The sequence below is a fragment of the Clostridium transplantifaecale genome, assembly GCF_900626075.1.
Lineage (GTDB): Bacteria > Bacillota > Clostridia > Lachnospirales > Lachnospiraceae > Otoolea > Otoolea transplantifaecalis.
The window spans coordinates 22237-48069 of the sequence record NZ_UYZY01000009.1; the positions used below are offsets into that span (position 1 = coordinate 22237).

Annotated in this window: 27 protein-coding genes; 23 read left to right on the plus strand and 4 right to left on the minus strand. The window is 48.2% G+C overall.

Annotated features, from left to right (window positions below; genetic code table 11):
• The first annotated feature begins 186 nt into the window (after positions 1-186).
• Positions 187-1386 carry an MFS transporter gene (locus EJL91_RS23610; RefSeq protein WP_125144434.1) on the plus strand — a complete coding sequence of 400 codons (1200 nt, stop codon included), beginning with the start codon at positions 187-189 and terminating at the stop codon, positions 1384-1386.
• 99 nt (positions 1387-1485) lie between these two features.
• Entirely contained in the window at positions 1486-2367 is an 882-nt protein-coding gene (locus tag EJL91_RS23615; RefSeq protein WP_125144435.1) for an AraC family transcriptional regulator, read from the plus strand.
• 469 nt (positions 2368-2836) lie between these two features.
• Here EJL91_RS23615 and EJL91_RS25220 read toward each other — a convergent pair whose 3' ends face one another.
• Entirely contained in the window at positions 2837-2971 is a 135-nt protein-coding gene (locus EJL91_RS25220; RefSeq protein ID WP_279230064.1) for a hypothetical protein, read from the minus strand.
• Positions 2972-3683: 712 nt separating this feature from the next.
• Here EJL91_RS25220 and abc-f point away from each other — a divergent pair.
• Complete coding sequence (gene abc-f / locus EJL91_RS23625) at positions 3684-5222, plus strand: ribosomal protection-like ABC-F family protein (RefSeq protein WP_125144437.1); 1539 nt, start codon at positions 3684-3686, stop codon at positions 5220-5222.
• A gap of 330 nt (positions 5223-5552) precedes the next feature.
• Here abc-f and EJL91_RS23630 read toward each other — a convergent pair whose 3' ends face one another.
• Positions 5553-6293: a MerR family transcriptional regulator gene (locus tag EJL91_RS23630; RefSeq protein ID WP_125144438.1), complete on the minus strand. Its 741-nt coding sequence runs from the start codon at positions 6291-6293 to the stop codon at positions 5553-5555.
• A gap of 274 nt (positions 6294-6567) precedes the next feature.
• Between EJL91_RS23630 and EJL91_RS23635 the strand changes: the two genes are divergently transcribed.
• From EJL91_RS23635 to EJL91_RS23680, 10 genes are all read left to right on the plus strand, one after another.
• A complete protein-coding gene (locus tag EJL91_RS23635; protein WP_125144439.1) occupies positions 6568-7089 on the plus strand; it encodes a PadR family transcriptional regulator in 522 nt (173 codons plus the stop codon).
• Positions 7090-7126: 37 nt separating this feature from the next.
• Positions 7127-7393 carry a DUF3795 domain-containing protein gene (locus tag EJL91_RS23640; RefSeq protein ID WP_125144440.1) on the plus strand — a complete coding sequence of 89 codons (267 nt, stop codon included), beginning with the start codon at positions 7127-7129 and terminating at the stop codon, positions 7391-7393.
• Entirely contained in the window at positions 7386-8228 is an 843-nt protein-coding gene (locus tag EJL91_RS23645; protein ID WP_125144441.1) for a MerR family transcriptional regulator, read from the plus strand. Before EJL91_RS23640 ends, EJL91_RS23645 begins: the two co-directional genes overlap by 8 nt.
• 62 nt (positions 8229-8290) lie before the next feature.
• Positions 8291-8767: a tRNA (N6-threonylcarbamoyladenosine(37)-N6)-methyltransferase TrmO gene (gene tsaA / locus EJL91_RS23650; protein ID WP_125144506.1), complete on the plus strand. Its 477-nt coding sequence runs from the start codon at positions 8291-8293 to the stop codon at positions 8765-8767.
• 171 nt (positions 8768-8938) lie between these two features.
• On the plus strand, positions 8939-9307 hold the full coding sequence (locus EJL91_RS23655) for a nuclear transport factor 2 family protein (RefSeq protein ID WP_125144442.1): 369 nt from the start codon (positions 8939-8941) through the stop codon (positions 9305-9307).
• A 56-nt stretch (positions 9308-9363) separates the two neighbouring features.
• Positions 9364-10284 (plus strand): DUF7638 domain-containing protein, encoded by a 921-nt coding sequence (locus tag EJL91_RS23660; RefSeq protein WP_125144443.1) that lies wholly within the window; start codon positions 9364-9366, stop codon positions 10282-10284.
• Between the two features lie 89 nt (positions 10285-10373).
• Entirely contained in the window at positions 10374-10928 is a 555-nt protein-coding gene (locus EJL91_RS23665; protein WP_125144444.1) for a GNAT family N-acetyltransferase, read from the plus strand.
• A 111-nt stretch (positions 10929-11039) separates the two neighbouring features.
• Positions 11040-11702, plus strand: a complete 663-nt coding sequence (locus tag EJL91_RS23670; RefSeq protein ID WP_125144445.1) for a YHYH domain-containing protein — start codon at positions 11040-11042, stop codon at positions 11700-11702.
• A 326-nt stretch (positions 11703-12028) separates the two neighbouring features.
• Complete coding sequence (locus tag EJL91_RS23675; protein ID WP_125144446.1) at positions 12029-12448, plus strand: YjdF family protein; 420 nt, start codon at positions 12029-12031, stop codon at positions 12446-12448.
• A 491-nt stretch (positions 12449-12939) separates the two neighbouring features.
• Complete coding sequence (locus tag EJL91_RS23680; protein ID WP_125144447.1) at positions 12940-14265, plus strand: serpin family protein; 1326 nt, start codon at positions 12940-12942, stop codon at positions 14263-14265.
• A 41-nt stretch (positions 14266-14306) separates the two neighbouring features.
• On the opposite strand, the gene proC is transcribed toward EJL91_RS23680, so the two are convergent.
• Positions 14307-15107 (minus strand): pyrroline-5-carboxylate reductase, encoded by an 801-nt coding sequence (gene proC, locus EJL91_RS23685; protein ID WP_125144448.1) that lies wholly within the window; start codon positions 15105-15107, stop codon positions 14307-14309.
• Between the two features lie 202 nt (positions 15108-15309).
• On the opposite strand from proC, the gene EJL91_RS23690 reads away from it, so the two are divergent.
• The 6 genes from EJL91_RS23690 (at position 15310) to EJL91_RS23715 (ending at position 20997) form a co-directional block, all read left to right on the plus strand.
• Complete coding sequence (locus tag EJL91_RS23690) at positions 15310-15609, plus strand: ATP-dependent Clp protease adaptor ClpS (RefSeq protein WP_125144449.1); 300 nt, start codon at positions 15310-15312, stop codon at positions 15607-15609.
• A gap of 40 nt (positions 15610-15649) precedes the next feature.
• Complete coding sequence (locus EJL91_RS23695) at positions 15650-18097, plus strand: AAA family ATPase (protein WP_125144450.1); 2448 nt, start codon at positions 15650-15652, stop codon at positions 18095-18097.
• Between the two features lie 5 nt (positions 18098-18102).
• Positions 18103-18765, plus strand: coding sequence for a leucyl/phenylalanyl-tRNA--protein transferase (gene aat, locus EJL91_RS23700; RefSeq protein ID WP_125144451.1), 663 nt, complete (start codon positions 18103-18105; stop codon positions 18763-18765).
• Positions 18755-20149: a flagellin lysine-N-methylase gene (gene fliB, locus EJL91_RS23705; protein WP_125144452.1), complete on the plus strand. Its 1395-nt coding sequence runs from the start codon at positions 18755-18757 to the stop codon at positions 20147-20149. The genes aat and fliB overlap by 11 nt, the downstream gene beginning before the upstream one ends.
• 62 nt (positions 20150-20211) lie before the next feature.
• Positions 20212-20556 (plus strand): TIGR04076 family protein, encoded by a 345-nt coding sequence (locus EJL91_RS23710; RefSeq protein WP_125144453.1) that lies wholly within the window; start codon positions 20212-20214, stop codon positions 20554-20556.
• Positions 20557-20577: 21 nt separating this feature from the next.
• Entirely contained in the window at positions 20578-20997 is a 420-nt protein-coding gene (locus tag EJL91_RS23715; protein ID WP_125144454.1) for a C-GCAxxG-C-C family protein, read from the plus strand.
• Positions 20998-21020: 23 nt separating this feature from the next.
• Here the strand turns inward: EJL91_RS23715 and EJL91_RS23720 are convergent, their stop codons facing one another.
• Entirely contained in the window at positions 21021-21716 is a 696-nt protein-coding gene (locus EJL91_RS23720; protein ID WP_125144455.1) for an alpha/beta hydrolase, read from the minus strand.
• A gap of 418 nt (positions 21717-22134) precedes the next feature.
• On the opposite strand from EJL91_RS23720, the gene EJL91_RS23725 reads away from it, so the two are divergent.
• The 4 genes from EJL91_RS23725 to EJL91_RS23740 all read left to right on the plus strand — a co-directional run bounded on the left by EJL91_RS23725 (position 22135) and on the right by EJL91_RS23740 (position 25812).
• Positions 22135-22755, plus strand: a complete 621-nt coding sequence (locus EJL91_RS23725; RefSeq protein ID WP_125144456.1) for a helix-turn-helix domain-containing protein — start codon at positions 22135-22137, stop codon at positions 22753-22755.
• Between the two features lie 148 nt (positions 22756-22903).
• Entirely contained in the window at positions 22904-23617 is a 714-nt protein-coding gene (locus EJL91_RS23730) for a phosphatase PAP2 family protein (RefSeq protein WP_125144457.1), read from the plus strand.
• A gap of 138 nt (positions 23618-23755) precedes the next feature.
• Positions 23756-24715, plus strand: a complete 960-nt coding sequence (locus EJL91_RS23735; RefSeq protein WP_125144458.1) for a lactate/malate family dehydrogenase — start codon at positions 23756-23758, stop codon at positions 24713-24715.
• On the plus strand, positions 24712-25812 hold the full coding sequence (locus tag EJL91_RS23740; RefSeq protein WP_125144459.1) for an iron-containing alcohol dehydrogenase family protein: 1101 nt from the start codon (positions 24712-24714) through the stop codon (positions 25810-25812). Before EJL91_RS23735 ends, EJL91_RS23740 begins: the two co-directional genes overlap by 4 nt.
• The last annotated feature ends 21 nt before the right edge of the window (positions 25813-25833 follow it).

A 25833-nucleotide genomic window follows, 5' to 3' on the forward strand; every position in this document is an offset into this window, starting at 1 on the left:
ATAAGGTAGATTCAAGATAAAAAAGACGGTATTCTTGTATTTGTGAGGAATGCATCACCGTTCATGGTCAGTATTCCGCGCGTAGAGAGATACTGGGCATGGTGTGGACAGTAACAGGATTGCGTCACCGTTTACTGTGTACATGGTGTGTATTCAGTACATAGAATTATATTCAGGAGGATTAAAATGTTCCAATTACTGCTTATTATTATTTATCTGGCGTTTATCAGCCTGGGCCTGCCAGACTCGCTGCTTGGTTCGGCCTGGCCGTCCATGTACGGCGAATTAAATGTGGCGGTCTCTTTTGCCGGGATTATCAGCATGATTATCGCCGGAGGCACAATCATATCCAGCCTGTTCAGCGACAGGCTGATCAGACGGTTCGGCACAGGGGTTGTGACGCTTATCAGCGTTGCAATGACCGCTGTGGCCCTGATGGGATTTTCCCATTCCCATTCGTTCACGCAGCTTTGTCTGTGGGGAATTCCCTACGGGCTGGGGGCCGGGAGTGTGGATGCGGCGCTTAACAACTTTGTGGCGCTGCATTACAAATCACGCCATATGAGCTGGCTTCACTGTTTCTGGGGAGTCGGAGCCACGGCGGGGCCGTATATTATGGGACTGTGCCTGACACAGGGACTGGGATGGAATTCGGGATACCGGACAATCGGGATCATCCAGTTTGTCCTGGTGGCCTGTCTGCTTCTTTCCCTGCCGTTGTGGAAATCAGGAAAGGATGACGGGAAAGGGGAAACTCCGGAATATAAGGGGATTGGACTCGGGGAAACACTGAAGCTGCCCGGAGCGAAGGCAATTCTGACGGCGTTTTTCTGCTACTGTTCTTTGGAGGCCACAACCGGCCTGTGGGCGGGGAGTTTTATGGTGCTCCACAAGGGCATCAACGCAGAGACGGCGGCAAAGTGGGCCTCTCTTTTTTACCTGGGAATTACAATCGGCCGTTTTATCTGCGGTTTTATAACCGATCGGTTCGGTGATAAAAATATGGTGCGTCTGGGGCAGCTTCTTGCGGCGTCCGGGGCATGTATGATTCTCCTTCCCTTTGGAAATGCGGCTATGCTTATGGGGCTTATTCTCACGGGAGTAGGCTGTGCCCCGATTTATCCGAGCCTGCTCCATGCAACACCGTACAATTTTGGCGCGGAGTATTCTCAGTCCGTCATGGGCATGCAGATGGCCTGCGCCTATGTGGGAACCACCCTGATGCCGCCGCTGTTCGGACTGCTGGCGGAATGGATTGGGGTCTGGCTCTATCCCTTCTATCTTCTGATCTTTGCAGCGGGGATGTTTGTAATGACGGAGAGAATGAACCGTATCAGAGCCGCTTCTGAAAATTCGGGAGGGATACCTTCAACGGATGCGGTATAAGTGTGCATCCCGGAGTCCGTCACCCGGCAGCACAAATTATCATGAAGAACGTTCCCGTCTTTTGTATACTGGGATTGTGAACAGGAAAGGGGAAATGAGATGGGATGGATAGACGGATTGCAGAAAGCAATTGACTATATTGAAGACAATCTGACCGAGGAACTGGATTATGCTGAGATTGCCAGACAGGCATATTCCTCCAGCTTTCATTTTCAGAGAGTATTTGGGATTCTCTGCGGTTATACACTGGGGGAATACATCAGAAACAGGCGGCTGACCCTTGCGGGCAGCGAGCTGGCCTCGTCTGACAGCAAGGTAATAGACGCAGCGGTAAAATATGGGTACGATAGCCCGGAGAGTTTTTCCAGGGCGTTTTCCAGGTTCCACGGCATCACTCCGTCCCAGGCGCGCTCGCGAAAAGCGGAGCTTAAATCATTCTCACCCCTTTCCATCAAACTCGTATTAGAAGGAGGAAACGTGATGGATTACAGAATTGAGAAAAAAGACGCATTTAAGGTGATTGCACGCAGAAAGAGATTTAAAGGAACCGGGGATATCACGCAGCAGAGCATTCACAGTGCGTGGGAGGAATGCGGGAAAGACGGAGTGCTTGAAACACTGTGCCGCTATATCACGCCGGAAAGCGTATTTGGCAATTCAATTGTGGGCATCTGCTTCGATAACCCAAATGAAGGCGATTTCGACTATGCCATCGGAGCGTCCTATGAGGGCGGTGAGCCGGCGGAAGGGTTGACTGTGGAGGAAATTCCGGCGAATACCTGGATGATATTCAGCGGAACCGGGAGTATGCCGGATGCATTTAAAGAGTTATGGAAGAGAGTCTATACCGAGGTGTTCCCGACCAGCAGCTATCAGCCGTCCGGAGGAATGTGCATTGAGGTGTATAAGAGCGATGAAGTCCATTCGAATGATTTTTCTTTTGAGATTTGGCTGTCTGTGGCTCCTGGGAAGATGAAATGAGGATTTAATTGAGATGCGAGGACGCCTCTGTAAGACGGCGGACGGGGGAGTGGGAGGGTGTTTATGAGTCTTCAGTCCCGGTTGGTAGATTGTGGTGAGGGGGAATCCAGGAGAAAAAATTCCTGCGGGGACTCGCTTTCGCTTGTGGAATGCGCAGCGGATGCTAGATTCGAAAAGACCTCATCAAGCACCGGCGGATTCCAAGGTCTCCCTTCGGAAAGTTTTCTCCTTCCTTCCCCGGGAAGGTGGTCGACGGGACTGAAGACTCTGGGAAGGGTATTGCCCCGTCCGCCGGCTTCAGGGGCTGATTGTCTCTTTCGTCAAGTGGGAGAGAGGTATTGTCGCGGCCACTATGTAGTTATGGTTCTTTTACATTCTGACGGCATCCTGGGCTGTATGAAAAGAGTATCGGAATAAACACTTTAAGATTATAAGCTTACACAGTTTCATCGTGTACAGGATATGGTTTTTAGGCATCCTTAGGCACTCTGAGAAACGTAGTAGCAGCGACAGGCGCCTCCCCTCTTGAAGAAAGAGGACAGATCAGGCGCCGCAGGCCGGGGGCCGGGCAGCCGTCTTTGGCGGAGTCTTTCGTCCCGGTCATAACCTTCCTGCGGGGAAAAAGGGAGAAAAAGATTCCGGAGGGAACCTGGGAGTTCATTGGTACTTACCGAGGTCTTTTCGAGGTTAGTACCATTATGTACTCCAAAGAGCGAAAGCGTTTCCCGCAGGAACTTTTTCTGCCCGTATTCCCCGCCCGCAACAACCTGACGCCCGGGACGAAAGACTCATCGATCCCCCTCACCATCCCGGCCCCTGGCCTGATGGCGAAGTCCTCATTTCTCAATCAAATCCCCACTTTATGGCTGAACTGTTACTTGCGGTTTTACACCGTAACCATAATCGGATTGACAACCGCTTTCCCTGATGTTATAATGACAGCGTTTTTCAGAAGGAGATTAGACAATGAACTTTTATTTAACCAGTCAGCTTAAAAGGAAACTTAACTCTGTACAATTCAGACCGATGAAACATTGTGCAGAGTATAGCGTATAAAGATACGCCCGGATTTCATCGGAAAGAAATACAGTATGGTTTTTTTGCCGTATTGTTTTCTTTTCGTATGTTTTTTGGCGTGAAAAGGCTATGGACAGTGTTTTGTCCATGGCCTTTTGTTGATTAAAACGGTGAATTTTACACCGTTTCAGACAATAGTCAGTCAGACAGAAGGCAGGTATAGGAACATACCGGAGCCTTCTGTCTTTTTTTATTATTATATCATAGGGAAGTTAGGCGCAAGAGAAAGGATTATTATCATGAGCTTATTAGAAATTACAGAATTATCTCATACATTTGGTGAGAATGAGTTATATAGAAATGCGGAGCTGGCCCTGAACAAGGGGGAGCATATCGGAATTGTGGGGCAGAACGGGGCCGGAAAAAGCACTCTGATCAAGATATGTACGGAGCTGGTTATCCCGGACAACGGGCGCGTCGTTTGGCAGCCTAATGTGACCGCGGGCTATCTGGATCAATATGCCGAAACGGAAAAGCAGATGACGATGAGAGAACTGCTAAAATCGGCTTTCCGGAATTTATATCAGATCGAACAGAAAATGAACCTCCTCTATGAGGAGGCGGCGTGCGGAAATACAAAGGCGTTTAATATGGCGGCAAGATATGGAGAGCAGCTGGAAAACCTTGACTTTTATTCCATTGACACAAAGATTGACCAGGTGACGGAAGGTCTTGGCCTCCTTGCCATAGGACTTGACAGACCTATCGGGGAGATGAGCGGCGGACAGAGGGCAAAAGCAATTCTTGCCAAACTCCTGCTTGAAAAGCCGGACGTACTGCTTCTGGACGAACCCACTAACTTTTTAGACCGGGAACATGTCACATGGCTGGCCAGCTACCTGTCGGGTCTGGAAAATGCCTTCATGGTCGTCTCACACGATTATGACTTTCTGGAGAAAATTTCCAACCGTATCTGCGACATAGACAACGGAAAAATTGCAAAATATTATGGAACTTATTCCGAGTTCTTAAGAAAGAAAACATTGCTGCGGGAGGATTATATCCGCCAGTACTCCGCACAGAGAAAAGAGATTAAAAAGACGGAGGAATTTATCCGGAAAAATGCGGCGGGAAGGAAGGCGAAGATGGCGAGGGGAAGGCAGAAACAGTTGGACCGGATGGATAAGATGGATGCGCTGGAAGAGAAGGAGATTAAACCGTTTTTCCATTTTCCCGCCTTACCTTTGACGGATACGGAGCATCTGTGTGCAAAACATTTATCCGTGGGATATCATTATCCTGTCCTGAAAGACATCAACTTTTCCGTTAAAGGGGGGCAAAAGGTCGTAATCACCGGATTTAACGGAATTGGTAAATCGACGCTCTTAAAAACTCTGGTGGGGCAGATTGATGCACTGCAGGGAAGTTTTTCCTTTTCGGATCAGGTGAGGCTGGGATATTATGAGCAGGATTTGGCGTGGGAAGATGCGGACAGGACGCCGATGCAGATTGTCTCCGATCAGTATCCGGAACTTGTTAATAAAGAGATACGAAAACGGCTGGCGCGCTGCGGTATTTCCAGCAGACATGCCATGCAGCCCGTCGGCACGCTGAGCGGGGGTGAGCAGGCGAAGGTGAAAATGTGCCTGCTCACATCAACGCCTTATAATTTTGTTATTCTGGACGAACCGACCAATCACCTGGATCTTTTGTCCAAGGAGGCATTAAAAACCGCATTGACGGAATTTGCAGGAACCGTGCTGCTGGTATCACATGAAGAAAAATTTTATAAGGATTGGACGCAGAAAGTAATTGACATTTCAGACGTGGTTAAGTAAGCTCTGCCGCCGGGGATAGGAGAGGCAGGTGAATAATGGAAAATTGATTTCATTGGCCTGCGGTTTGGAACGAAACAGGTGAAAGATTGTTTTTATTTCAATAATTTGAAAAAAAGTTGAAAAAAATATAAAATTCTGTCACAAATTGTCTTGTAAAAACGTTTAATATATAAGGGATGACTCATCACCCCTCCAATCCTACTTTGGCTCCGGTCCCTCAACCGGAGCCTTTTGCCGTCCAGCGGCAGTTTTTATTTTATGAATAGTGGTCTGTGCACGGAATATGCGGTCTGTGCACACAGTATACGGTCTGTATACAGAACATGAGGGCTATGCCTGATTACCGGTATAGATGTCAATCGCCCGTGAGGTGAAATCAGCAGTTCCTTTTCCGCCCTTGCCGTCTATTGTTTCCGTGAAGACTCCGCCTCCGGCATACATTTTTCCCAGCTCTTCTAATATTTCGGGGGTACAGTTGTAAAAGTGTTCCGTGATAAAATCCCTGAGTTTCTGTACCTGCCCCTGAACCTCTGGGGAATCGGGGGAACCGTTTTGGGCCTTCAGTTCTCCGAATTTACGGAAAAGTTCCATAAAATCATGATTAATCTCATCGTATTCTTCGGGGCTGCGGTCCCGTGTTTTTTCTTCAAATTCTTTATAGGCAGCCGTTTTACCCCAGGCGGCCTTGGCCTGCGCTGCATACTCATCAATTTTCTTTGCGTCAAATGCTGTAAAATCCAAATTTCTCACTCCTGTCATACGAATTCCACGAGCCATGTCGATCAGGTTCTCCAGGTGCTCTTTTTGAAGCAGCAGAAGATTCAGCTGCTGTTCCAGGGCCAGATTGCGATCAAAATCCGGGCTGTCCAGAATACGCCTGATTTCCTTTAAAGGAAACTGCAGTTCTTTAAACAGAAGAATATGTTGCAGCCGTTCTAGGGCCGCATCGTCATACAGCCTGTAACCGGACCCGGTGACCTGCGCAGGTTTTAACAGTCCGATTGAATCATAATAGTGTAAGGCACGTGCGCTTACACCGGTCAGTGCGCTCACTTCATTTACTGTTTTCATTGAGTGTCCTCCTCTCGTGTGATTATAGGATACACTATGACGTAAGGTAGGAGTCAAGGAAAATCCTGATGAAATTTCAGGAAAAAGCTGGCGGGAAATATCAGGCAAAATGATACGGATAATAATACAGAACTATGCATCACGACAACTTTCTTTGCAATATTGATAATTTCACTTGATTACAAATGTATACTATAGTACTATAAAATATAGTTAATGAAACAAAACATATGCGGCGCAGCAGCGGCCGGAACATAGAAAAGTGAGGTGAAACATGGCGGCAATTGATTTAATTGTATTGGGAATGATAAAAGCGCAGCCGCAGAGTGCCTATGAACTGCAGAAGAATGTGGAGTACAGGAACATTTCCAAATGGGTAAAGGTCAGCACTCCTTCTATTTATAAGAAGGTGGTGCAGCTGGAAGAAAAGGGCGATATTGCCGGGAACATTGTAAAAGAGGGAAAGATGCCGGAGAAAACGGTTTACCGGATTACGGAAGCGGGGGAGAAACATTTCCTGAAGCTGATGGAGGAGACAGCAAGCCAGTCCGTCCGCCTTTTCCTGGATTTTAATGCGGTGATTATGAGCCTTGATTTTGTGCCTGAAGAATCCAGGGGAGAGCTGACCGGACGGATTCAGGATGAGATTCAGATAATGAAGGACACGGTGGAAGAGAAGATGTCAGAGAGGAGCCATGCCCCGTTAACCGGCATGGCGATTCTGGAACAGCAGTATATGCTGTTTGATGTTTTGGGAAAATGGATGGAGAGTTTCAGGAAGGACTATCTGAAATAGCGTTTTCAAATTTTCAAATGTACAAAGGAGGAAAGAAATGTTTGAGTCAAGATGCGGAGTTTGCTGTAACGATTGTGAGAGAAAGGAAGCAGTGCACTGTACGGGATGCACCAATATGGAAAAGACGTTCTGGGGCGGCGTATGTGAAGTGAAAGCGTGCTGCGAGAACAGATCGCTGAACCATTGCGGGGAATGTCCCGATTTTCCATGCAGCATGGAGGCGGAGATGGGAAAAGACATGGGTTTTGACCCGGCGCCCCGCCTTGAACAGTGCAGAAAGTGGGCAGAGGAAAGTCATGTTTAAAATCGGAGAATTTTCCAGGCTGACCCAGGTGTCGGTCAGGATGCTCAGGTATTATGACGAAATGGGCCTGTTAAAGCCCGCCCATATTGATTCCTGGACCGGGTACCGCATGTATTCGGTGGAACAGATCCCGTTGCTGAATAAGATTTTATACCTGAGGGACAGCGGTTTTGGCGTTGCGGAGATTGCATCGGCGCTGGCTTGCAGGGATAACAGCCTGATTACAAAACAGCTGGATGGTAAATATGAGGAGATATGTAAAACGATACGGGATGAGCAGGAGAAGCTGGAGAAGATAAAACTGGCCAAAAAAGAAATTCTGTATGGAACCGGCGAGATGCACTACAATGTTGCAATCAAATCTATCCCGGAGTATCAGGTGCTTTCCCTGCGGAAGAAAATTCCGGATTATTACTGCGAAGGCGGGATGTGGCAGGAGATGAGCGCTTTTGCCCGGGAGCAGCGGATATCGGTGTCGGGAGAGTCTTTTTCCATCTATCACGACATGGAATTCAAGGAACGTGATGTCGACGTTGAGCTGTGCGCCCGGGTCACAAAAACCGGCAGGGACGGCAGCGGTTTTACCTACCGGATGACTGAAGCGGTGCCGTCCATGGCCTGCACGATGGTGTACGGGGATTTTTCCAATATTGCGGGGGCTTATCTGTCTTTTGCCAGGTGGCTCCAGGATAACAGCCAGTACAGAATGTACGGACAAAACAGGCAGATTGTCCACCGCGGTCCCTGGAATGAAGAAAATCCGGAGAATTATCTGGTGGAGATCCAGATTCCGATTAAAAAACAGGGAGAAAACCGGGAACCGGATTTTTCTTGACTCTCACACGGTGTCAGGGCCTAATATGGATTTACAGAAAATGAAAAACAGGAGGAAAAATGATGACAGAATTTAAGGTAAATCCGATTGGGGTAATTCACAGTGACGACAGCGGCTCGACGATTGAACTTTACCCGGAATACCGCCCTGCACTTCAGGCGCTGGACGGATTCAGTTACATCAATGTAATCTGGTGGTTCGACGGCTGTGATAATGAGATGGCCAGATCGGTACTGACGGTGGAGCAGCCCTATAAAAAGTCTCCGGAGATAGTGGGAATATTTGCCACAAGATCGCCTGCCCGGCCGAATCCCATTGCGCTGACCGCGGTGGAAGTGATTCAGATTGATTATGAGAACGGCATCATCAGGATTGCTTATACCGACGCCAACGACGGCACGCCGGTTCTGGATCTCAAGCCGTATACACCAAGCATCGACAGGGTGGAATCCCCGGATGTCCCGGACTGGTGTGCACACTGGCCAAAGAACGTAGAGGAGTCCGGTGATTTTGACTGGGGAAATGAGTTTAATTTTTAGTCGGACAAAGAGGACCTGAGAAAAGTAGCAAAATTGAATACAAAAACCCAAGATAATAGCAGGAACGAGAAGGAATATTTTGCAGCACGGTATATTGTGATAATCACTATACCGTGCTGCAATTTGCTTTTATCTCTGCTATAATGACATCAGGAATAATTGAGGTGGAGTATGAAAAAAGATACGGTTTTGAAATTTGTAGAAGCGATAAACAGACAGGATTTACCGTGCATTATTGAAATGATGTCGGAGGATTTTTATTTCATCGACACCTATGGCGGTAAAGCGGATAAGGAGCAGATGAAAACAGGCTGGCAGGGGTATTTTGATTGGTTTCCTGATTATCATATTGAAGTAGAGGATTACCTTGAAAATGAAAAGTTTGCAGTGATAATCGGAAAGGCCGGCGCGTCGTATCTGGGTGACGAAAGCAGGCATTGGGAATTTCCAGTCTGCTGGAAAGTGGTGGTTAGGGAAAGTCGGATTCAGCTCTGGCAGGTATTTTGTGATTCCAAAAAACAGTTGGATTCCATGCAATAACCCGGCGGGCAGGACTAAATTTTGCAGAATGATATTTATAGAAGAAAGGTGATAATATGGAGCGGGTTTACTATAAACAGTTAATAGAGGGAGCGGCGATTCCCGCCATTATTCATAACAGCAGTTATTTTCTGATACAGATGGCAGTGTATGAGAATGGAATTGTAAGCTGCTGGCACAAAAGCGATTTGCAACAGTTTCGGAGCGATTTGGAAAAGGGCTGGGTCGTACCTTCGGTACCGGCGGATGCGGAACTTTCCATAAACAATCTGGGCTGTTTCCCAATCCGAGAGGCCCGTTGGCTCTATAACAGGGAGGAATACTATCACCGCGTGGAAGAGGTGGTGCGTTCTCTTAATCCGGAGCTGACAAATCTGTACCGGATGGCTCAGTGGGAGAAAGATAAATGGGAGAAAGCGCGTGTCCGGTGGACGGCCGATCCGACTCCCTGCAAATTAAAACCGGGCTGGTGTTATACCATGATTGACGGGGACAGCGGCTATATTTTCTACCGGCAGGAAGGCCGGCTGCATCTCACTCCACTCACCGTTTATGCGGACAAGACGGTCCGGCTGGGTTTAGTAAGTGACCGGTCCTACACTATGGAAGAGATAGAGGGACTTTTTGTACAGAAGATCCTCTCTACATCCCCTGAAGGTGAGGAATGGGTAGAAATCGACGGTTTAGGAAACGTGTTGTTAGCGCCGCCCGAGTACGGGGCGCTTCCGGTAGAGGAGAAACAGAAAGAAATCAACGATACGATGTCCGGCCTGTCGGGGGAGAAGGATTCTTTAGACCGCTGCAGGCGCGCTCACTATCAATACCTGACCGACCCGAACGACTGGACGCGGGAAGAACTGAGGAAAGCCTATGAGGCGGTTCCGGAACATCAGCGGATGTTTCTTGGAGATATGGATACGAGAGATAAGGATATTATCCGTATTCTTTACTCACCGGGCATAAAGCGGGAAGTTTAGAGAATGACTTTATATCCTGCAGGTCATCCGGTGCGAAGAGGGTATGAACGGCGGGACAAAATAGACAGGGGCTAAGGAAGAAAATTGTTATGACAGAAACAGAAAGACTGATTCTGATTATGCGGCCATTTAATAAGGATGATTTGGATATTATTATGGGGCTTTATTCGAATGATGAAATCATGAGATATATGCCGGGTGACGTTATGGACGCAGATAAAGCACAAATGCATTTAGATAAAGTAGCAGGTGACTGGGAAGAGACACCGCAGGTGAATTTTGAAATGGCGGTAATTATAAAGGATAATCAGGAGAAAATTGGCCGTTCCAGAATTCACTTGGATTATGAAACCGATACGGCAATGATTGGCTGGCTGCTGTTGAAAAAGGAATGGGGAAAAGGTTATGCGTCGGAAATGACGCGTGCATTAATTGATTATAGTTTTGATGTTTTAAATGTGCACAGAGTCTGCGCCTTGTGCCACCCGGAGAATATTGCCTCATGGAAAGCTCTGGAAAAATGCGGCATGCGCAGAGAAGCGTATTATAGGCAGAAGTGCAGATATGTAAAGAACGACAATATAATATGGGAGGATGAATTGGAATATGCCATACTAAAAACGGAAAGACAGATTCGGCATTAAGAAATCTATGAAAATAAAAGATGTATATGGAAGGTATACATAGCTTATTGGCCGGGGCATATTGCTAAATAACTACGGCGGCGGTATAATGGCTGCAGGAGGGGAGATAAAATGAAAAAGAATTTAAAAAGGGTAATTGTTTTCATCGCGGCGTTGGTGATTGGAGTATCGCCTGCGGCCGGAAGTGCCGGCAGTCCATTCGTGATTACGGCCGAAGCCCATTCAGGAAGAACGGATTCCAGTGGAGGGCATCATGACTATAAGAACAAAAGTGGTTTGGGAAGCTATCATTATCATTGCGGTGGATATCCTGCCCATTTACATACAAACGGAGTATGTCCCTATAAGAGTGGCGGAACCGCCGGTTCGAATCAGGGAAGTACCGCCTCGTCAGGCAGCGGTGCGGTAAATAATACGGCCCCGGCATTACCTGAGACGACTGCAGCCGCTGAACCGGCGGATACGTTGGGATGGAAGATGGATGCTGCGGGATGGTGGTACAAAGACAGTGAAACAACTTATAAAAAAGATGGCGTTTATTATATTGACGGTTACTATTATCGATTTAACTCCGAAGGATACATGCTTACAGGATGGCAGGAGATAGACGATGATTGGTACTACTTTGACGGGAGCGGACATATGCTCATCGATCTGTGTGTATTAATTGATGATTCATACTGCTGCTTTGATAAAAACGGTAAATGGGATGAAGAGTATTACGACAGCTATGCGGAATATGAAGAGATGTACGATGATAGCTGGGATTACTAATTGAATATATGTTTAGGCATGAAGGGAGTGTTGCAGTGAATGTGCGGCACTCCCGTTTTTATACTGCGGGAAAGATCTCAGATGGAACCGGCCGTTATGCATGGAGGAATCGGTCCGAAGATCCGAGATACGTGTGCGCGTATGTGTTACATTACTCAGATTACTTGAAAAATGAAAGAGAGTGAGTTAAAATAAAAAGATAAATTAAATAGTACAAAGATAAAAACACAGTCCCGGTCGGTAGTCCGGGCGCAGTCATATAAATCTGTCAGTAACCTGCCTCCTCGGTTGTCCATTCTTTGTTATGAAAGAGAGGAGTATTTTCTATGCAGGAAAATAAGAGCAGACTGACAGTGTTTTACGACGGGACTTTCTGGATTGGGATTTATGAGCGTATTTCAAAGAACGAACTGGAAGCGTGCAAAATCACATTTGGAGCGGAACCAAAGGATTATGAAGTGTATGAATTTCTTTTGCAGAACTGGGCGCGGTTTAAGTTCAGCCCACCGGTAAGCGCCGGCGAAAAGCAGGAGAAAAAGATTAACCCGAAGCGGATGAAACGGCTTGTGAAAAAAGAGCTTGATTCACATGGAACAGGAACAAAATCTCAGCAGGCCCTGCAGCTTCAGCGGGAAGAAAATAAGATTGTCCGCAGCAGGAAGAGCCGCGAACAGAAAGAGGAAGAAAAAGAACGCCATTTTGAATTGAAGCAGCAGAAAAAGAAGGAAAAGCACAGAGGCAGATAATTCTGCCAACAACGAAAAGCACGCTTTGCGAATTTTTTATTGCCACTCAATAAAACGAGAGAAGCACAGGGAAGAAATTCCCTTGTGCTTCTCTTGGTTTTTCTGAAAATATGGGGGATGTAAATGCTTTTCAGAAATCTATATAAAGTTTAATTGTTGTTAGTCGAAGCCAACGACAGTGTGCGCGCTGTTTTTAATCATTGGCCTCATTTATTTGATACGATAATCATAACTGGAAATTGTGACCAATATTTGACTAATGTATAAAAAGAATCTAAAGCATTCTTACGAAAAAAGGAAGTATTTAGCAAGTTTGTTTACAATGTCCTGGTTTTGGTCTTTTTTGGCCGATGAGTGGATATGCTTGTGATTTTTTAGTATAATGAAAGTATCAGATAAAGATGGAAGTACGGTAGTGTTTTTGGGGACGGAGGGCTGATTGCGGGGGTGTCTGTCCAGATGTGCCCGGGAGATACATAAGGGGGATACGGATGAAGAAACGAATGAAGGTACAAATGAAAACGCAAATGACAGGGAGAACGAAGAAACGAATGACGGCGGCTCTGCTTTGTCTTACCCTGGCGGTTACGGCTCAGTTTTCGCTTATCGGATGCGGCGGCAGGCAGGAAAAGATTCAGTCTGAGGCGATGATGAAAGGAATTAAACCGAATACGGTTGAGACAAGTATGCCGCTTGATGGTGAACAGAGGATTGCGGTTGCAGATTTTGGCGTCCAATTGTTTCAGGAGAGTCAAGTAAATGGGAAAAATATTTTAATATCACCCGTGTCGGTTCTCTGTGCGCTTGGAATGACGGCAAATGGGACGCATGGAAATACGCTTTCACAGATGGAAGAAGTTTTCGGCATGCCTGTTGGGGAGTTGAATGAGTATTTATACACGTATGTTGAAAATCTGCCGATGGGGAAAAAATACAAGCTTAAAATAGCAAATTCCATTTGGCTTGAGAAAACTGTCACTGGGTTTAAACGGGATTTTTTGCAGTTAAATGCTGATTACTATAAAGGAGATATTTATACCTTTTCTTTTGAGGGTCCGATTATACAGGATATTAATCTTTGGGTTAGTGAAAAGACGGATGGGATGATAAAGGACATTTTGAATGAAAGTGATCGCGGAGAAGTTATCTATCTGGTAAATGCTTTGGTATTTAATTCGGAATGGCAGGAAATTTATAAAGGCGATCAGGTTAAAAAGGGAGTGTTTACAACAGAAGACGGAAAAAAACAAGATGTTATGATGATGTATTCCCCCGAAGGATTATATTTAGAGGATGAGAATGCAGAAGGATTTATCAAATATTATGCTGATCAGAAGTATGCGTTTGCCGCATTGCTCCCGGAAAATGGGGTCTCTGTTTCAGAGTATCTATCAACCCTCACGGGAAGGCGGATGATGGACATTCTGGATCATGGGCAGAGGATAGCCGTAAATGCTGCTATTCCTAAGTTTGAAACAGACTACCGTGTAGAAATGCAGGATGTTTTAGCTAGAATGGGAATAAAGGATGCTTTTCAACTTGAGATATCAGATTTTTCTGAAATGATCGACAATAAAGAAAAAGATTCTCCTCCATTCGCAATCAAAAAAGTTGTGCATCAGGCTCATTTTGCTCTTGATGAAGAGAAGACGAAGGCCGGTGCTGCAACCGTTGTTGTGGGAACAACGGCCAGCGCCGATACGTTCGAGCCCGAAGAGGGGAAAGAAGTCTATCTCGATCGTCCTTTTGTTTATATGATTATTGATTGTGAGACAAAACTGCCTGTATTTATCGGAACACTGATGGATGTAGAATAAAACAGCCGGAGTGACGGCAGAAACCCGCGCGTTGCGCGCGGTTACTGCGTTACAGGTCCTTCGACGGCATCAATGGCATCGATCACGGCAGCACGGAGGCCGCTGCGCTCCAGGGCGGCAACGCCCCTGATGGTAGTTCCGCCGGGGGAGCAGACGGCATCCTTCATAGCGCCCGGATGTTCCCCTGTTTCTAACTGAAGTTTTCCGGTTCCAGCTATCATCTGGGCGGCCAGACTGTAAGCGGTGGCTCTTGTGAGACCGTGCATTACTGCGGCGTCGGCCAGGGCCTCCATGAACATGCTGGCAAAGGCAGGGCCGCATCCGCTGACGGTTCCGGCAATAGAAAGCTGGCTTGTCTCAACAAACTGCATCAGGGCAATACGGGAGAAAAGTTCCTGTACCAAATTTAGTTCATCATCGGTCAGGGAGTGGCGGTTTTCGCAGATAAAGATACCCTCGCCGACTGCGACCGGAGTGTTGGGAATCGTGCTCAGATGGTGGGTTCCCGGCAGCAGGATTTCTTCATACTTTTCGAACGGGTAGCCCGCGGCTACGGAGATAACGATTCTATCCTTCAGGATGTTCTTAATGGGAGCGGTTACTTCCGCTATCATGTAGGGTTTAACAGCCAGAACCACAATATCTGAATGTTCAGCCGTCTCTTCTGCGGTCCGGCAGGGAGTAATCCCTCTCTGCTCCGCGTTGCGGCACAGCTTTTCCCAGTTGGCGGCACAGGCGTAAATCTGTGACGGGGCGGTTACATTCTTACATAAAAGGCCGTCGGCGATAGCCTGTGCCATGTTGCCGAAGCCGATAAAACCGATTTTTGCAGTCGATGCCATATTGATTACCTCTTTTCTATTTTATTTTCTGCTGGTTTTTATTTCTGCTAATCAACTGTTACTAAATATACCATATCTCCCACTTTTTTTCCTGTCTTTTTTTATGCAAGTATATTATACTATATGAAACTGATGCTGTACCCATCCGAAGGCCGGACTGCGGCGCAGCCGTGATAATATTAAGTAATGGAAGGTGTTTCAGATGTCAACCCAGGGAGAAGTAAAACAGCAGATAAAATCACAGGTCAGAGAACCAAAACGATACAGCGTTATCATGCACAACGACGACTATACTCCGATGGATTTTGTAGTACAGGTTCTGATGGAGGTGTTTAACAAGAGACAGGAAGAGGCTGTCATGCTGATGATGATGGTGCACAAGGGCGGGAAAGCCGTCGTGGGCGCTTATTCTTATGACATTGCCCTGACAAAGATAAGAACAGTGACAGCCCTGGCCGAGGAGGAGGGGTATCCTTTCCGGCTGACGGTGGAAGAACAATAGAAAGACTCATGATTTGGACCCACGAAGGAGGCATCATAAAATGAGAGTGACAAAAGAAGTGGCGGATATATTAAACCTGACTTTTGACGTAGCGGTGCGGGAACACCATGAATATGTAACTCCCGAACTGCTGTTATATGAGATTGCAGCCCAGGATACGTTCCGGGAAGCTTTTGAAAACTGCGGAGGAGATACGGACATGCTCAGGCAGAACCTGAGGGAATATCTGGAGCAGCATATGGCTGCGGGCAGTCTGGACGACGGCCCGGAGGAAGAAGACGACCCGGAAGATTCTGCGGCAAAAGAGCATACATTTGATGAAGAGAGACCGGAGATGACGGCCGGTTTTGAAAACGTGCTGATCCGGGCACAGGAGACGGCCGATAATTGTGGAAAAGATGCGGTGGAACTCGCCCATCTCGTATATGGTTTTTATTCGCTGGAAGAAAGCTATGCCATCTATTATATGGAAAGCCAGGGAGTGGGAAAGACGGCCCTGCTCCAGGAACTTTCGGAGATTTATGATGGGATTTATGAACGTTATCAGGAGAGAAAAGCCCAGAGAGAACTTGAGAAAAACGGTTCCGGCCGCGGAAAGCAGGACTCTGGAAACGGCCGTGGAAAAAGTGCGGAAGATAAATCTGCCCGAGGCCGGGGAGAGGTAGAGCCGTCCGGAACCGGTGATGAAGCCGGCGGTCAGGATGCGGGCGAAGCCCAGGAAGGCCAGACCGGCAAAAGCAGCAGATGGCGCCGTTACGTGACCTGTCTGAATGAGAACCTGGAGGGGGTAAATCCCCTGATTGGCCGTGAGGATGAACTGGAACGGACCATGCAGATCCTGTGCCGGAAGGAGAAGAACAACCCGCTCCACATTGGTGAACCGGGAGTTGGAAAAACCGCTATTGTCTATGGGCTGGCACGGCTTTTAGAGGAAGGAAAGGTGCCGGATCCGTTAAAAGGCGCCACGATTTTTACCCTTGATCTCGGAACCCTGCTGGCAGGAACCCAGTACAGGGGCGATTTTGAGAAACGATTCCGTGAGATTATGGACGGTGTCATGAAAGAAGAAAAGCCGATCCTTTATATCGATGAAATCCATAACATCGTAGGCGCGGGAGCGGTGAACGGGGGCAGTTTTGATGTTTCCAATATGCTGAAGCCATACCTTGCCGCGGGGGAAATCCGTTTTATCGGAGCCACTACCTATGAGGAATATAAAAAACATTTTGAGAAGAGTAAGAGCCTTGTGAGACGGTTCCAGAACGTCGAGATTAAGGAACCGTCCGAAGAGGATACGGTGAAAATCCTGGAGGGGCTGAAAAAGCACTATGAATCATATCACGGCGTCAAGTATGGCAAAGGCGTCCTGGAATATGCGGTGAAAATGAGCGCCAGATATATCAATGAACGTTATCTGCCGGACAAGGCTATCGACCTCATCGATGAGGCCGGTGCATACAGACGCCTCCATCCGCAGGAGCAGAAGACGCAGACCGTAGGAAAAGGGCTGATTGACGAGATACTGTCAAAGACCTGCCAGATTCCCAAACAGGTGGTGGAGATCGACGAAGTGAAGAAACTTGCGACGCTGGACCGCAGGATTTCCACACATGTTTTCGGTCAGGACGAGGCCGTGGGACAGGTGGTGAATGCAGTCAAATTCTCACGGGCAGGACTCCTCGAAGCGGGAAAACCGCTGGCCAGCCTGCTGTTCGTCGGCCCTACCGGCGTCGGCAAGACGGAGATTGCGAAAACACTTGCACAGGAACTGGGAATCAGGCTGATCCGCTATGATATGAGTGAATATGAAGAAAAGCATGCCGTGGCAAAGCTGATTGGAGCGCCCGCCGGGTATGTGGGATATGAGGAGGGCGGCCTTCTGACGGAGGAAATCAGAAAGAATCCCCATGCGGTGCTTCTGCTGGATGAGATCGAAAAGGCCCATCCCGACATTTACAATATCCTGCTCCAGGTGATGGACTATGCGACGCTGACCGATAACCAGGGAAGAAAAGCGGATTTCAGAAATATTATATTGATTATGACCTCCAATGCGGGAGCCAGCCAGATAGGAAAATCCCAGATTGGTTTTGGCGAACGGACGGTGAAGTCCGATATTATTATGGATGAGGTCAAGAAGACATTCCAGCCGGAGTTCCGCAACAGGCTTAACCGGATTGTTGTCTTTAACGCAATGGATGACAGGATGGCGGCCGCTATTGTAGATAAAAAACTGAGGGAGCTGGGAACGATGCTGGATGACAAAAAGGTTCAGTTTACCGTGACCGATGCAGCAAAAACCCTCCTGAAACAGAAGGGAATCAGCCAGGAGTACGGAGCGAGGGAAATCGAGCGCGTAATCGGGAGCGAAATCAAACCGCTGCTGGTGGATGAAATCCTGTTCGGCAGCCTGAAACGGGGCGGTGACTGTCTGTTGGACTGCACAGACGGCGCTTTTACCATCAGGGCTGGAAAGAGGAAAGGTTAAAAGAGATGCCGGTATATCGTTTATCTGAAAAGGAAATCAGCTTTCCGGATCCGGTTCTTGCCGAGGATAACGGACTCCTGGCAGTTGGAGGCGATCTGTCGATGGAACGCCTCCTTCTTGCCTATATGTACGGTATTTTCCCGTGGTATAATCCGGAAGATGAGATAATGTGGTGGTGCCCGAAGAAACGGTTTTTGATATTTCCGGGGGAGATTCATGTTTCACGTTCCATGAAAAAGTATATGAAAAAGCATGATATCAAACTCTGCATGAACCGGGACTTCCGGGATACGATGCACCGCTGCAGGATGAAACGGGAAAATGCGGAGGGAACCTGGATTACGGATGAGATGGAAGAGGCTTATTACAGGCTGAACGAGAAGGGTTGGGCCGTCAGCGTGGAGGCCTTTGAAGATGGAAAACTGGCTGGCGGGCTTTACGGTGTGTCCATCGGAAAATGTTTTTTCGGTGAGAGCATGTTCTCCGAGAAGGAGAACGGTTCCAAGACGGCCCTGATTGCCCTGGCGCAGATACTGGAAGAGAACGGGTTCCTGTTTATCGACTGCCAGTTTCATACGGAGCATCTTGAGAGCATGGGAGGAAGGTACGTCCCATGGGAGGAATACAATAAAATGCTGGAAGAGGGAACACACAGAGGTGAGTGGTAAAAAGAGAACACTGGTACGTAAACCGGATTACTTTGACCGTTTCAGGTGCACGGCTTCGGCCTGCAGCGACAACTGCTGCATCGGCTGGGAAATTGACATTGATGAAAAGACGGCCGGGAGATATAAGAATGTTTCCGGGGAGCTGGGGAAAAAGCTTCGGGAGATGATTTCATGGCCGGGAGGAGAAGGAATTCAGACGGAGGAAGTTCAGGCTGAAGAACCTCCGTCAGAGAGAAAATCTCCTTCTGACAGAGAACCTCCTCATTTTATTCTCCAGGGGGAGCGCTGTCCGTTTCTGGATCAGGACAACCTCTGCGAGATTATACGGGAATTGGGAGAAGAGAGCCTCTGTGATATATGCAGGGAACACCCGAGATATTACGAATGGTTTGATGGGCTGACGGAGAAGGGGGTGGGCTTGTGCTGCGAGACGGCGGCAGGTCTTATCCTGGAATCTTCTAAAAAAGCAGAGTTTGTGACGGAACTGGAAGAGCTGCAGGAAAGCGAATCGTGGGATGAGGCGTTCCGGGATCCTCTTCTTGCCGGGCTGCTGGCAGCACGTGAAACCGCATTTGAACTGCTTCAGAACAGGGAAATTCCACTGAATGAAAGACTCGCCCTCTACCTGATGCTCTCAGAGGATATCCAGGATTATCTGAGTATATACGCCGATTATCAGGAAAATCCGCCGCAGGTAGACAGCGGTGGAATAGATACAGGAGCGCCGGTCAGAGTTCAGGCAGGAGGAGAAGTCAGGGCACAGACGTCGGAGTGGATCCGTGAGGTGGCGGAAGAATACAGGGATCCGGAATTTGTCTCCGGGCTTTTGAAAGACTGCAGGGAAGACGACGGGAACAGGAGCGCAAACCTTGTAACGGAGAGTGGTGGACCGGGGCTTTTAGCTTCGGAAAAAGAAGGGATTTTTGCAGTGGCGGCCGACAGATACCGGGTAATACTAAAGTTTCTGCGTACGCTGGAGCCGGTTTCAGAACAGTGGCCCGAGCTGCTTGGGCATCTGGAAGGAACGCTTGAGTCTGTCCTTGCAAAAAGGGAGGAATTCGCAGCGTATTTTAAAGAGCGGGAGTATCAGTATGAACATCTCGCCGTCTATTTTACATACCGGTATTATCTGAAATCCTGCTTTGACTGTGACCTTCTTTCCAGAGCCGCATTTACCGTGGTAAGCATTCTGGTTATCAGATTGTTTGACATGGAAAAATATGCCGGAAGCAGGGGTGTGACGGCGGAGGAGCAGATTGAAATTATCCGGTATTATTCCCGGGAACTGGAGTATTCCCTTGAAAATCTGGGGGCATTCTCAGATGAGGTCTGGGAGGGAGACACATTCACTTCGGAAGACCTGCTGGAATTATTATTTATATAACCGACAGGAAGTCCGGGCTGAAGGTCCGGATGAAAACAGGCAGATAGGAGAGGAGAATCCATATGAGAAAAGTGAAGATAACGGTTTTAAAGACAACATTAGATGAAGAACTGGCAAAAGAATATGGTGCGGAGGGCCTGTCGGCCTGTCCGATGCTCCGGGAGGGGCAGATTTTTTACGCAGATTACGCAAAGCCGGAAGGATTCTGCGACGAGGCGTGGAAAGCCATTTACCAGTATGCCTTTGCCCTGGCCCATGGCGCGGGGAATGAAGTTTTTTATTATGGCGACTGGATTAGAAAACCGGGGGTGGCGATCTGCAGCTGCAACGACGGTCTGCGTCCTGTTATCTTCAAGCTGGAAGCCACAGACGAGGAATCACAGATTGATTATGAGCCGGTGAGATAAGGGTCACATGGGGGATTATAGATGGAAAAAGAAGAATTGATCAGACAGAAGGTACACGAATTATACTGGCAGCAGGATATCAACTGTGCCAGAACCACGCTGATTTGTCTGGCCGAATGTTTTGAAGCCACACTTCAGGAACAGACGCTGGCCGCGGCGATTGGACTGCATGGTGCAGGCGGCTACCGGGCGCAGTGCGGCCTGGTTGAGGGCTCTCTTATGTTTATAGGAATTTATGGCCGGATGAAGGGGAAGACAGATAGAGAGACAGCACGGATCTGCTATGAGTTTGCCGATTGCTTTATCGGCAAATTTGGTTCCCTGAAATGCCGTGACTTAAGGCCGGGAGGATTCAGGGAAGACGATCCGCCGCACGCCTGTGAAACATTGACACAGGATGCGATTATGTTTACATATGACTTTATTAATATCCATTTTTGAGGCGAACCGGACAGATAAGCTTTTTATATCATTTTATCGGCCCACCCTGCCAGCACATCCAACTGCTCCGGTGTGTGGAACCAGTGTTCTCCTTCTTCCATAACGGTGAGACCGGCGCCGAATTTTTCCGTGAAAGCATCCACGGTGCTCCGCCCGGTCAGATTGTCTTTACCTGCATACAGGATTTCAGTCGGGACATCCCACTTTGCCACAGGATGATTTTTAGCATATTCCAGATATTCCCACGACAGTGTCTCGCCAAAATTCGTGGGAATAGTCTGTTTTTCCCGGAGCTCGTCTTCAGAAACGGAGGCCCACATCATCATATCACGGATCAGCCGTTCCATATCGAGAACCGGTGAGATGAAAAGACATTTCTTAAACGGTATGTCCTGAAAGCTCATCATACTGAACCAGGCGCCGAGGCTGTTTGCCATCAGGGCCATTTCCTTCCAATGCTGTCCAATATACTGCATAACGGTTTTCAGCTCGGGAACCGTATACCAGGGAAGAAAACGCTCCCCCTCTGCTTTGCGTTCCCCATGTCCGGGGAGATCAATACCAAGCATCTGCCACCCTCTGGCTTCCGCCGTAGGGGCAAACCCGGCCGCTTCCTCTTTACAGCCGTTTTTACCATGGACAAAGAGGTACACATTGTCAGACGGTTTTCCGTAGAGAACGGCCGGTATTGTTTCAATTTTCATATTGATTGTTTCCATAATTTAATCTCCATATTGTAAATATTTCTCTAAAGGATACTGTGCAGATAGTGTCCCGCAGGGAGTTTCCTGCGTGCCGTGCGCGGATATCCCTAGCTACATGGCGCGAAACGGTGAAAAAGACGGGACAGACACTTTTATTGTAGATGACAGGACAGGGAAAGTCAATCCGTGAGGGCGGGCAGTCATTTTACGAAGTCATTTTATGTTTCTGTGCATCGCGCAGCGTGTTACTGGGGATGGAGTAGACAGGAACCATGATAAAGCGGCTGCAAAAGATTCCATTGCTTTTTCTGTTGCGGTTCCTGTATACTTTAAAAGGGTCTTTGACTGAGCCGGTAATACGGACCCAGCCGTCTGTGCAGGCGGTGGGAATCCTCAGACACAGAAACAATAAAAAACGACAGGAGAGGCTTGAATGGAATTTAATGAAAAGCTGCAACAGCTCAGAAAACAACACAATCTTACACAGGAACAGCTTGCGGAGCAGCTCTATGTATCCAGGACGGCCGTATCCAAATGGGAAAGCGGCAAGGGCTATCCTAATATCGACTCGCTAAAATGTATTTCCAAATTCTTTTCAGTGTCCATAGACGAGCTGTTGTCAGGTGACGAACTGATTACTTTAGCGGAATGCGAAAACCGTTCCAATATGAAAAAGATTTACGGCCTCATCGGAGGAATCATTGATATAATGGCAGCGGCGTTTATTTTTCTGCCCCTGTACGGAAGATTGGAGGATGGTCATATTTATTTCGTCAGTCTTCTTTCCTTTACGGATACGGCAGAGATAAACCAGATGATTTATTGGGCGGTTTTTATACTCATGATCGCATTGGGAATTGTAAAACTTATCTTGATCCGCCTGGACAAAGAACCGTGGTGCGGCATCACCGCCAAATGTTCAATTGCATGGGGAGCGGCGGCGATTTGCGCTTTTGCCGCGGCGAGGGAACCATATGTGACAGTGCTGCTGTTTTTATTTTTCTCCGTAAAAATATTTATCCTGTTGAAACAAATTCAGGCAAAACAGTCTTAAATCCTTGAAAAAAGGCCTCCGACACGAAAGGTGTCGGGGGCCTTTTGCCGCTGTGACGGCAGGTTTCTTGCTCTTAAGGCCGCAGGGACAGATAATCAAAGGGCAGTCTGCAGAAAAATTATCACAGCAAAAGAAAGGAAGATTTACAATGCAAAAGAAAACAAAAAAATCACTGCTCATCACGGGAACCCTGTTTCTGATTTTCCTGCTTTTTACGGTTATGGTAAAGACCTTTGACGTCCAGCCGGTTGGACCCGGGCAGTCCACGGTAGGCTTTGCCTCCATAAATCAGGCGGTATTTAAGTTTTTCGGTGTCAATCTGATCTGGTACACCATCACCGACTACCTGGGCCTCGCCGCCATAGCCGTCGCCCTCGGTTTCGCTGTCTTAGGCCTGCTCCAGCTCATCAGGCGCAGAAGCATCAAAAAAGTAGACGCCCGCATTCTGTTACTCGGCGCATTTTACATCACCGTCATCGCGGTATACGTATACTTCGAAACCAAAATTGTCAACTACAGGCCAATCCTCCTGTCTGAAAAGCTGGAAGCATCATTCCCTTCCTCCCACACCATGATCGTCATCTGTATCATGGTAACGGCAATAATCCAGTTTCATTATTATCTGGTTAAAAAGAAAACATTGTTATGGACAGCAGATACAATCTCCGCCCTGATTATCATTGTAACAGCAGCAGGACGACTGATATCAGGAGTTCACTGGTTCACCGACATCATAGCCGGAATCCTCCTTTCCTCCGCCCTGATTTCACTGTACTGCACTATTCTGCGGTGTACAGAAGTAAAACACGAAGAGAGAAACATGGAAACTCCGCCCCCGCTCCCGGAGATGGGGGAACAGTAACCCTGGCGTCATCCTCCATCTTCTGATTTTTTTCTCATTGACACCTGCCCCCTCCCTCCTTATAATAATGGAGAAATACGGTTCAAGATATTTCTTCCCCAGGAGACACCTTAAACCACGTGAACGAGGAGAAAGACGATGTCAAAAAGAAAAACGGTGATTATCGGTGCGGGCCATGTCGGTGCCCATGTGGCCAGCGCCCTGATGATGCAGGATATCTGTGAGGAGATTGTCCTGCTGGATACAGATGAGGACAAGGCCTGGGCCCATGCGGTGGATCTTCAGGATACGGCATGCTATACAGGTAAAAATACAACGGTCCGAAACGGAGGCTATGAGGAACTGCGGGACGCCGACATTTGCGTGTTGAGCTATTGCGGAGCGATATTTAAGGAAAACCGGCTGGAAGAGCTGGAGGAGGCCCTGAATATTGCGGACAGGATTATCCCGGAGATTAAATCCTCCGGCTTTCAGGGTGTGATTGTATCCATCACCAATCCCTGCGATCTGGTGGCGCTTTATTTTTCCATGCACCTTGATCTTCCCGTAGTGGGGACGGGTACGGCGCTCGATTCGGCGCGTTTCCGTATCAGGACGGCACAGGCGCTTAACATCGCCCCGTCCGGTGTGGAGGCATTCTGCGTGGGAGAACACGGCGACAGCCAGGTTCCGGTCTGGTCACAGGTGCGGATCGGCGGCCGTTTCCTGACAGAACTAGAGAAGGAAAGTCCGGAGCGGTACGGAAGCCTCGATAAGGCGGAGGTAGAGAAAGCCACCATCGAAGCGGGATGGAAGATTCTTGTTGGAAAGGGCAGCACGGAATACGGAATCGGAGCGGCCGCGGCAGAACTTATCCGGTCAATTCTGACGGACGGACGCCAGGCGCTCCCCTGTTCGGGTAAATACAGAAGGACTGCGGACAGCCCGGTGATCTACACCAGTATTCCGTCCGTAACAGGGGCAGGAGGAATTGTGGAACGGATTATCCCTGTATTGTCACAGGAGGAGGCGGAGCGTTTTGATGCAAGCTGCCGTCTGATGGAGCAGTACAGGGCGGAGTATCTGGATGTCAGAAAACAGTCGGAGGACAGAAAATGAAAGCAGTGACAAAACTTTTTGCGGGTTATACAATCGGTGACGACGCCTATTACCAGGTGGACCGTTTCTGTTCTCCCTATGGCAAACGCGTGCTTTTAATAGGAGGAGAGACTGGCATGATGAAGGGCCGCCCTTTTCTGGACGGCGCTCTGACACTGACAAAGAGCAGGCTGGAAATCGTGGATACCGTTATCTATGGAAAAGAATGTACCTATGAGAGAATCAGGGAACTCAGCAGCCTCTATCAGGACCAGAAAATAGACATGGTATTCGGCATGGGCGGCGGAAAGGCAATGGATACGGCGAAGGGCACGGCCCATGAGCTGGGAGTTCCGGTATTCACATTTCCGACGATACCATCCAACTGTGCCTCGATGGCGGCGCTGTCTGTCGTATACCGGCAGGACGGCGGATTTGACAGCTTCTATTTCTTTGAACGTCCCGCCGTTCATTGCTTTATCAATACTGATATCATGATTCATGCGCCGAAAAAATATTTTCGTGCGGGCATGGGCGACACCATTGCAAAATACTTTGAGTGCCATTTCTCAGCCAGAGGGGATGAACTGGACTATCACTCGGCTCTGGGACGCGAGATCAGCAATCTCTGCTATGAGCGGATTCATACATATGCGGGAAAGGCGCTTGAGGAATTTGAACAGGGGAGGGCAGGCGATGCTTTTACTCAGGCCGTGCTGGCAATTACGGTGAATACAGGGCTTGTATCCCATATGGTGGAAGACTGCTATAACTGTGCTCTTGCCCACGCCGTATGCTATGGCCTAGATCTGGTTCCGGGAGTGGCGGAGCGCTTTCTGCACGGCGATCTGGTCGGCTACGGGCTCCTGATACAGCTTATGGTGGACGGCCGGACGGAGGAGTTTGCGGAAGTGAGGCGGCTTCTTCAAACGCTGGAAATCCCCGTGAGCCTTAAGGAGATGGACGTTCCCCTGGAGCGCGGCGCCTTACAGGATATGCTTAAAGAATCGGTCAGCGGCCCGGATATGGAGCATATTCCCTATCCTGTTACGGAAGATATGGTCTGGGAAGCTCTCTGCAAGGTGGAGAAGGTTACCGGGTACGGAGTGAAGCGCTAAATGGTAAATGGATAGATGGTA

Coding starts and splice junctions, on each gene's coding strand:
- EJL91_RS23635 (WP_125144439.1), top strand. CDS start 6,568: ATGGCGGCAATTGATTTAATTGTATTGGGAATGATAAAAGCGCAGCCG.
- EJL91_RS23680 (WP_125144447.1), top strand. CDS start 12,940: ATGAAGAAACGAATGAAGGTACAAATGAAAACGCAAATGACAGGGAGA.
- EJL91_RS23610 (WP_125144434.1), top strand. CDS start 187: ATGTTCCAATTACTGCTTATTATTATTTATCTGGCGTTTATCAGCCTG.
- EJL91_RS23690 (WP_125144449.1), top strand. CDS start 15,310: ATGTCAACCCAGGGAGAAGTAAAACAGCAGATAAAATCACAGGTCAGA.
- EJL91_RS23710 (WP_125144453.1), top strand. CDS start 20,212: ATGAGAAAAGTGAAGATAACGGTTTTAAAGACAACATTAGATGAAGAA.
- EJL91_RS23725 (WP_125144456.1), top strand. CDS start 22,135: ATGGAATTTAATGAAAAGCTGCAACAGCTCAGAAAACAACACAATCTT.
- EJL91_RS23730 (WP_125144457.1), top strand. CDS start 22,904: ATGCAAAAGAAAACAAAAAAATCACTGCTCATCACGGGAACCCTGTTT.
- EJL91_RS23670 (WP_125144445.1), top strand. CDS start 11,040: ATGAAAAAGAATTTAAAAAGGGTAATTGTTTTCATCGCGGCGTTGGTG.
- EJL91_RS23735 (WP_125144458.1), top strand. CDS start 23,756: ATGTCAAAAAGAAAAACGGTGATTATCGGTGCGGGCCATGTCGGTGCC.
- EJL91_RS23675 (WP_125144446.1), top strand. CDS start 12,029: ATGCAGGAAAATAAGAGCAGACTGACAGTGTTTTACGACGGGACTTTC.
- EJL91_RS23720 (WP_125144455.1), bottom strand. CDS start 21,716: ATGGAAACAATCAATATGAAAATTGAAACAATACCGGCCGTTCTCTAC.
- EJL91_RS23655 (WP_125144442.1), top strand. CDS start 8,939: ATGAAAAAAGATACGGTTTTGAAATTTGTAGAAGCGATAAACAGACAG.
- EJL91_RS23615 (WP_125144435.1), top strand. CDS start 1,486: ATGGGATGGATAGACGGATTGCAGAAAGCAATTGACTATATTGAAGAC.
- EJL91_RS23640 (WP_125144440.1), top strand. CDS start 7,127: ATGTTTGAGTCAAGATGCGGAGTTTGCTGTAACGATTGTGAGAGAAAG.
- EJL91_RS23740 (WP_125144459.1), top strand. CDS start 24,712: ATGAAAGCAGTGACAAAACTTTTTGCGGGTTATACAATCGGTGACGAC.
- aat (WP_125144451.1), top strand. CDS start 18,103: ATGCCGGTATATCGTTTATCTGAAAAGGAAATCAGCTTTCCGGATCCG.
- abc-f (WP_125144437.1), top strand. CDS start 3,684: ATGAGCTTATTAGAAATTACAGAATTATCTCATACATTTGGTGAGAAT.
- tsaA (WP_125144506.1), top strand. CDS start 8,291: ATGACAGAATTTAAGGTAAATCCGATTGGGGTAATTCACAGTGACGAC.
- EJL91_RS23695 (WP_125144450.1), top strand. CDS start 15,650: ATGAGAGTGACAAAAGAAGTGGCGGATATATTAAACCTGACTTTTGAC.
- EJL91_RS23630 (WP_125144438.1), bottom strand. CDS start 6,293: ATGAAAACAGTAAATGAAGTGAGCGCACTGACCGGTGTAAGCGCACGT.
- proC (WP_125144448.1), bottom strand. CDS start 15,107: ATGGCATCGACTGCAAAAATCGGTTTTATCGGCTTCGGCAACATGGCA.
- EJL91_RS23715 (WP_125144454.1), top strand. CDS start 20,578: ATGGAAAAAGAAGAATTGATCAGACAGAAGGTACACGAATTATACTGG.
- EJL91_RS23665 (WP_125144444.1), top strand. CDS start 10,374: ATGACAGAAACAGAAAGACTGATTCTGATTATGCGGCCATTTAATAAG.
- EJL91_RS23660 (WP_125144443.1), top strand. CDS start 9,364: ATGGAGCGGGTTTACTATAAACAGTTAATAGAGGGAGCGGCGATTCCC.
- EJL91_RS25220 (WP_279230064.1), bottom strand. CDS start 2,971: ATGACCGGGACGAAAGACTCCGCCAAAGACGGCTGCCCGGCCCCCGGC.
- EJL91_RS23645 (WP_125144441.1), top strand. CDS start 7,386: ATGTTTAAAATCGGAGAATTTTCCAGGCTGACCCAGGTGTCGGTCAGG.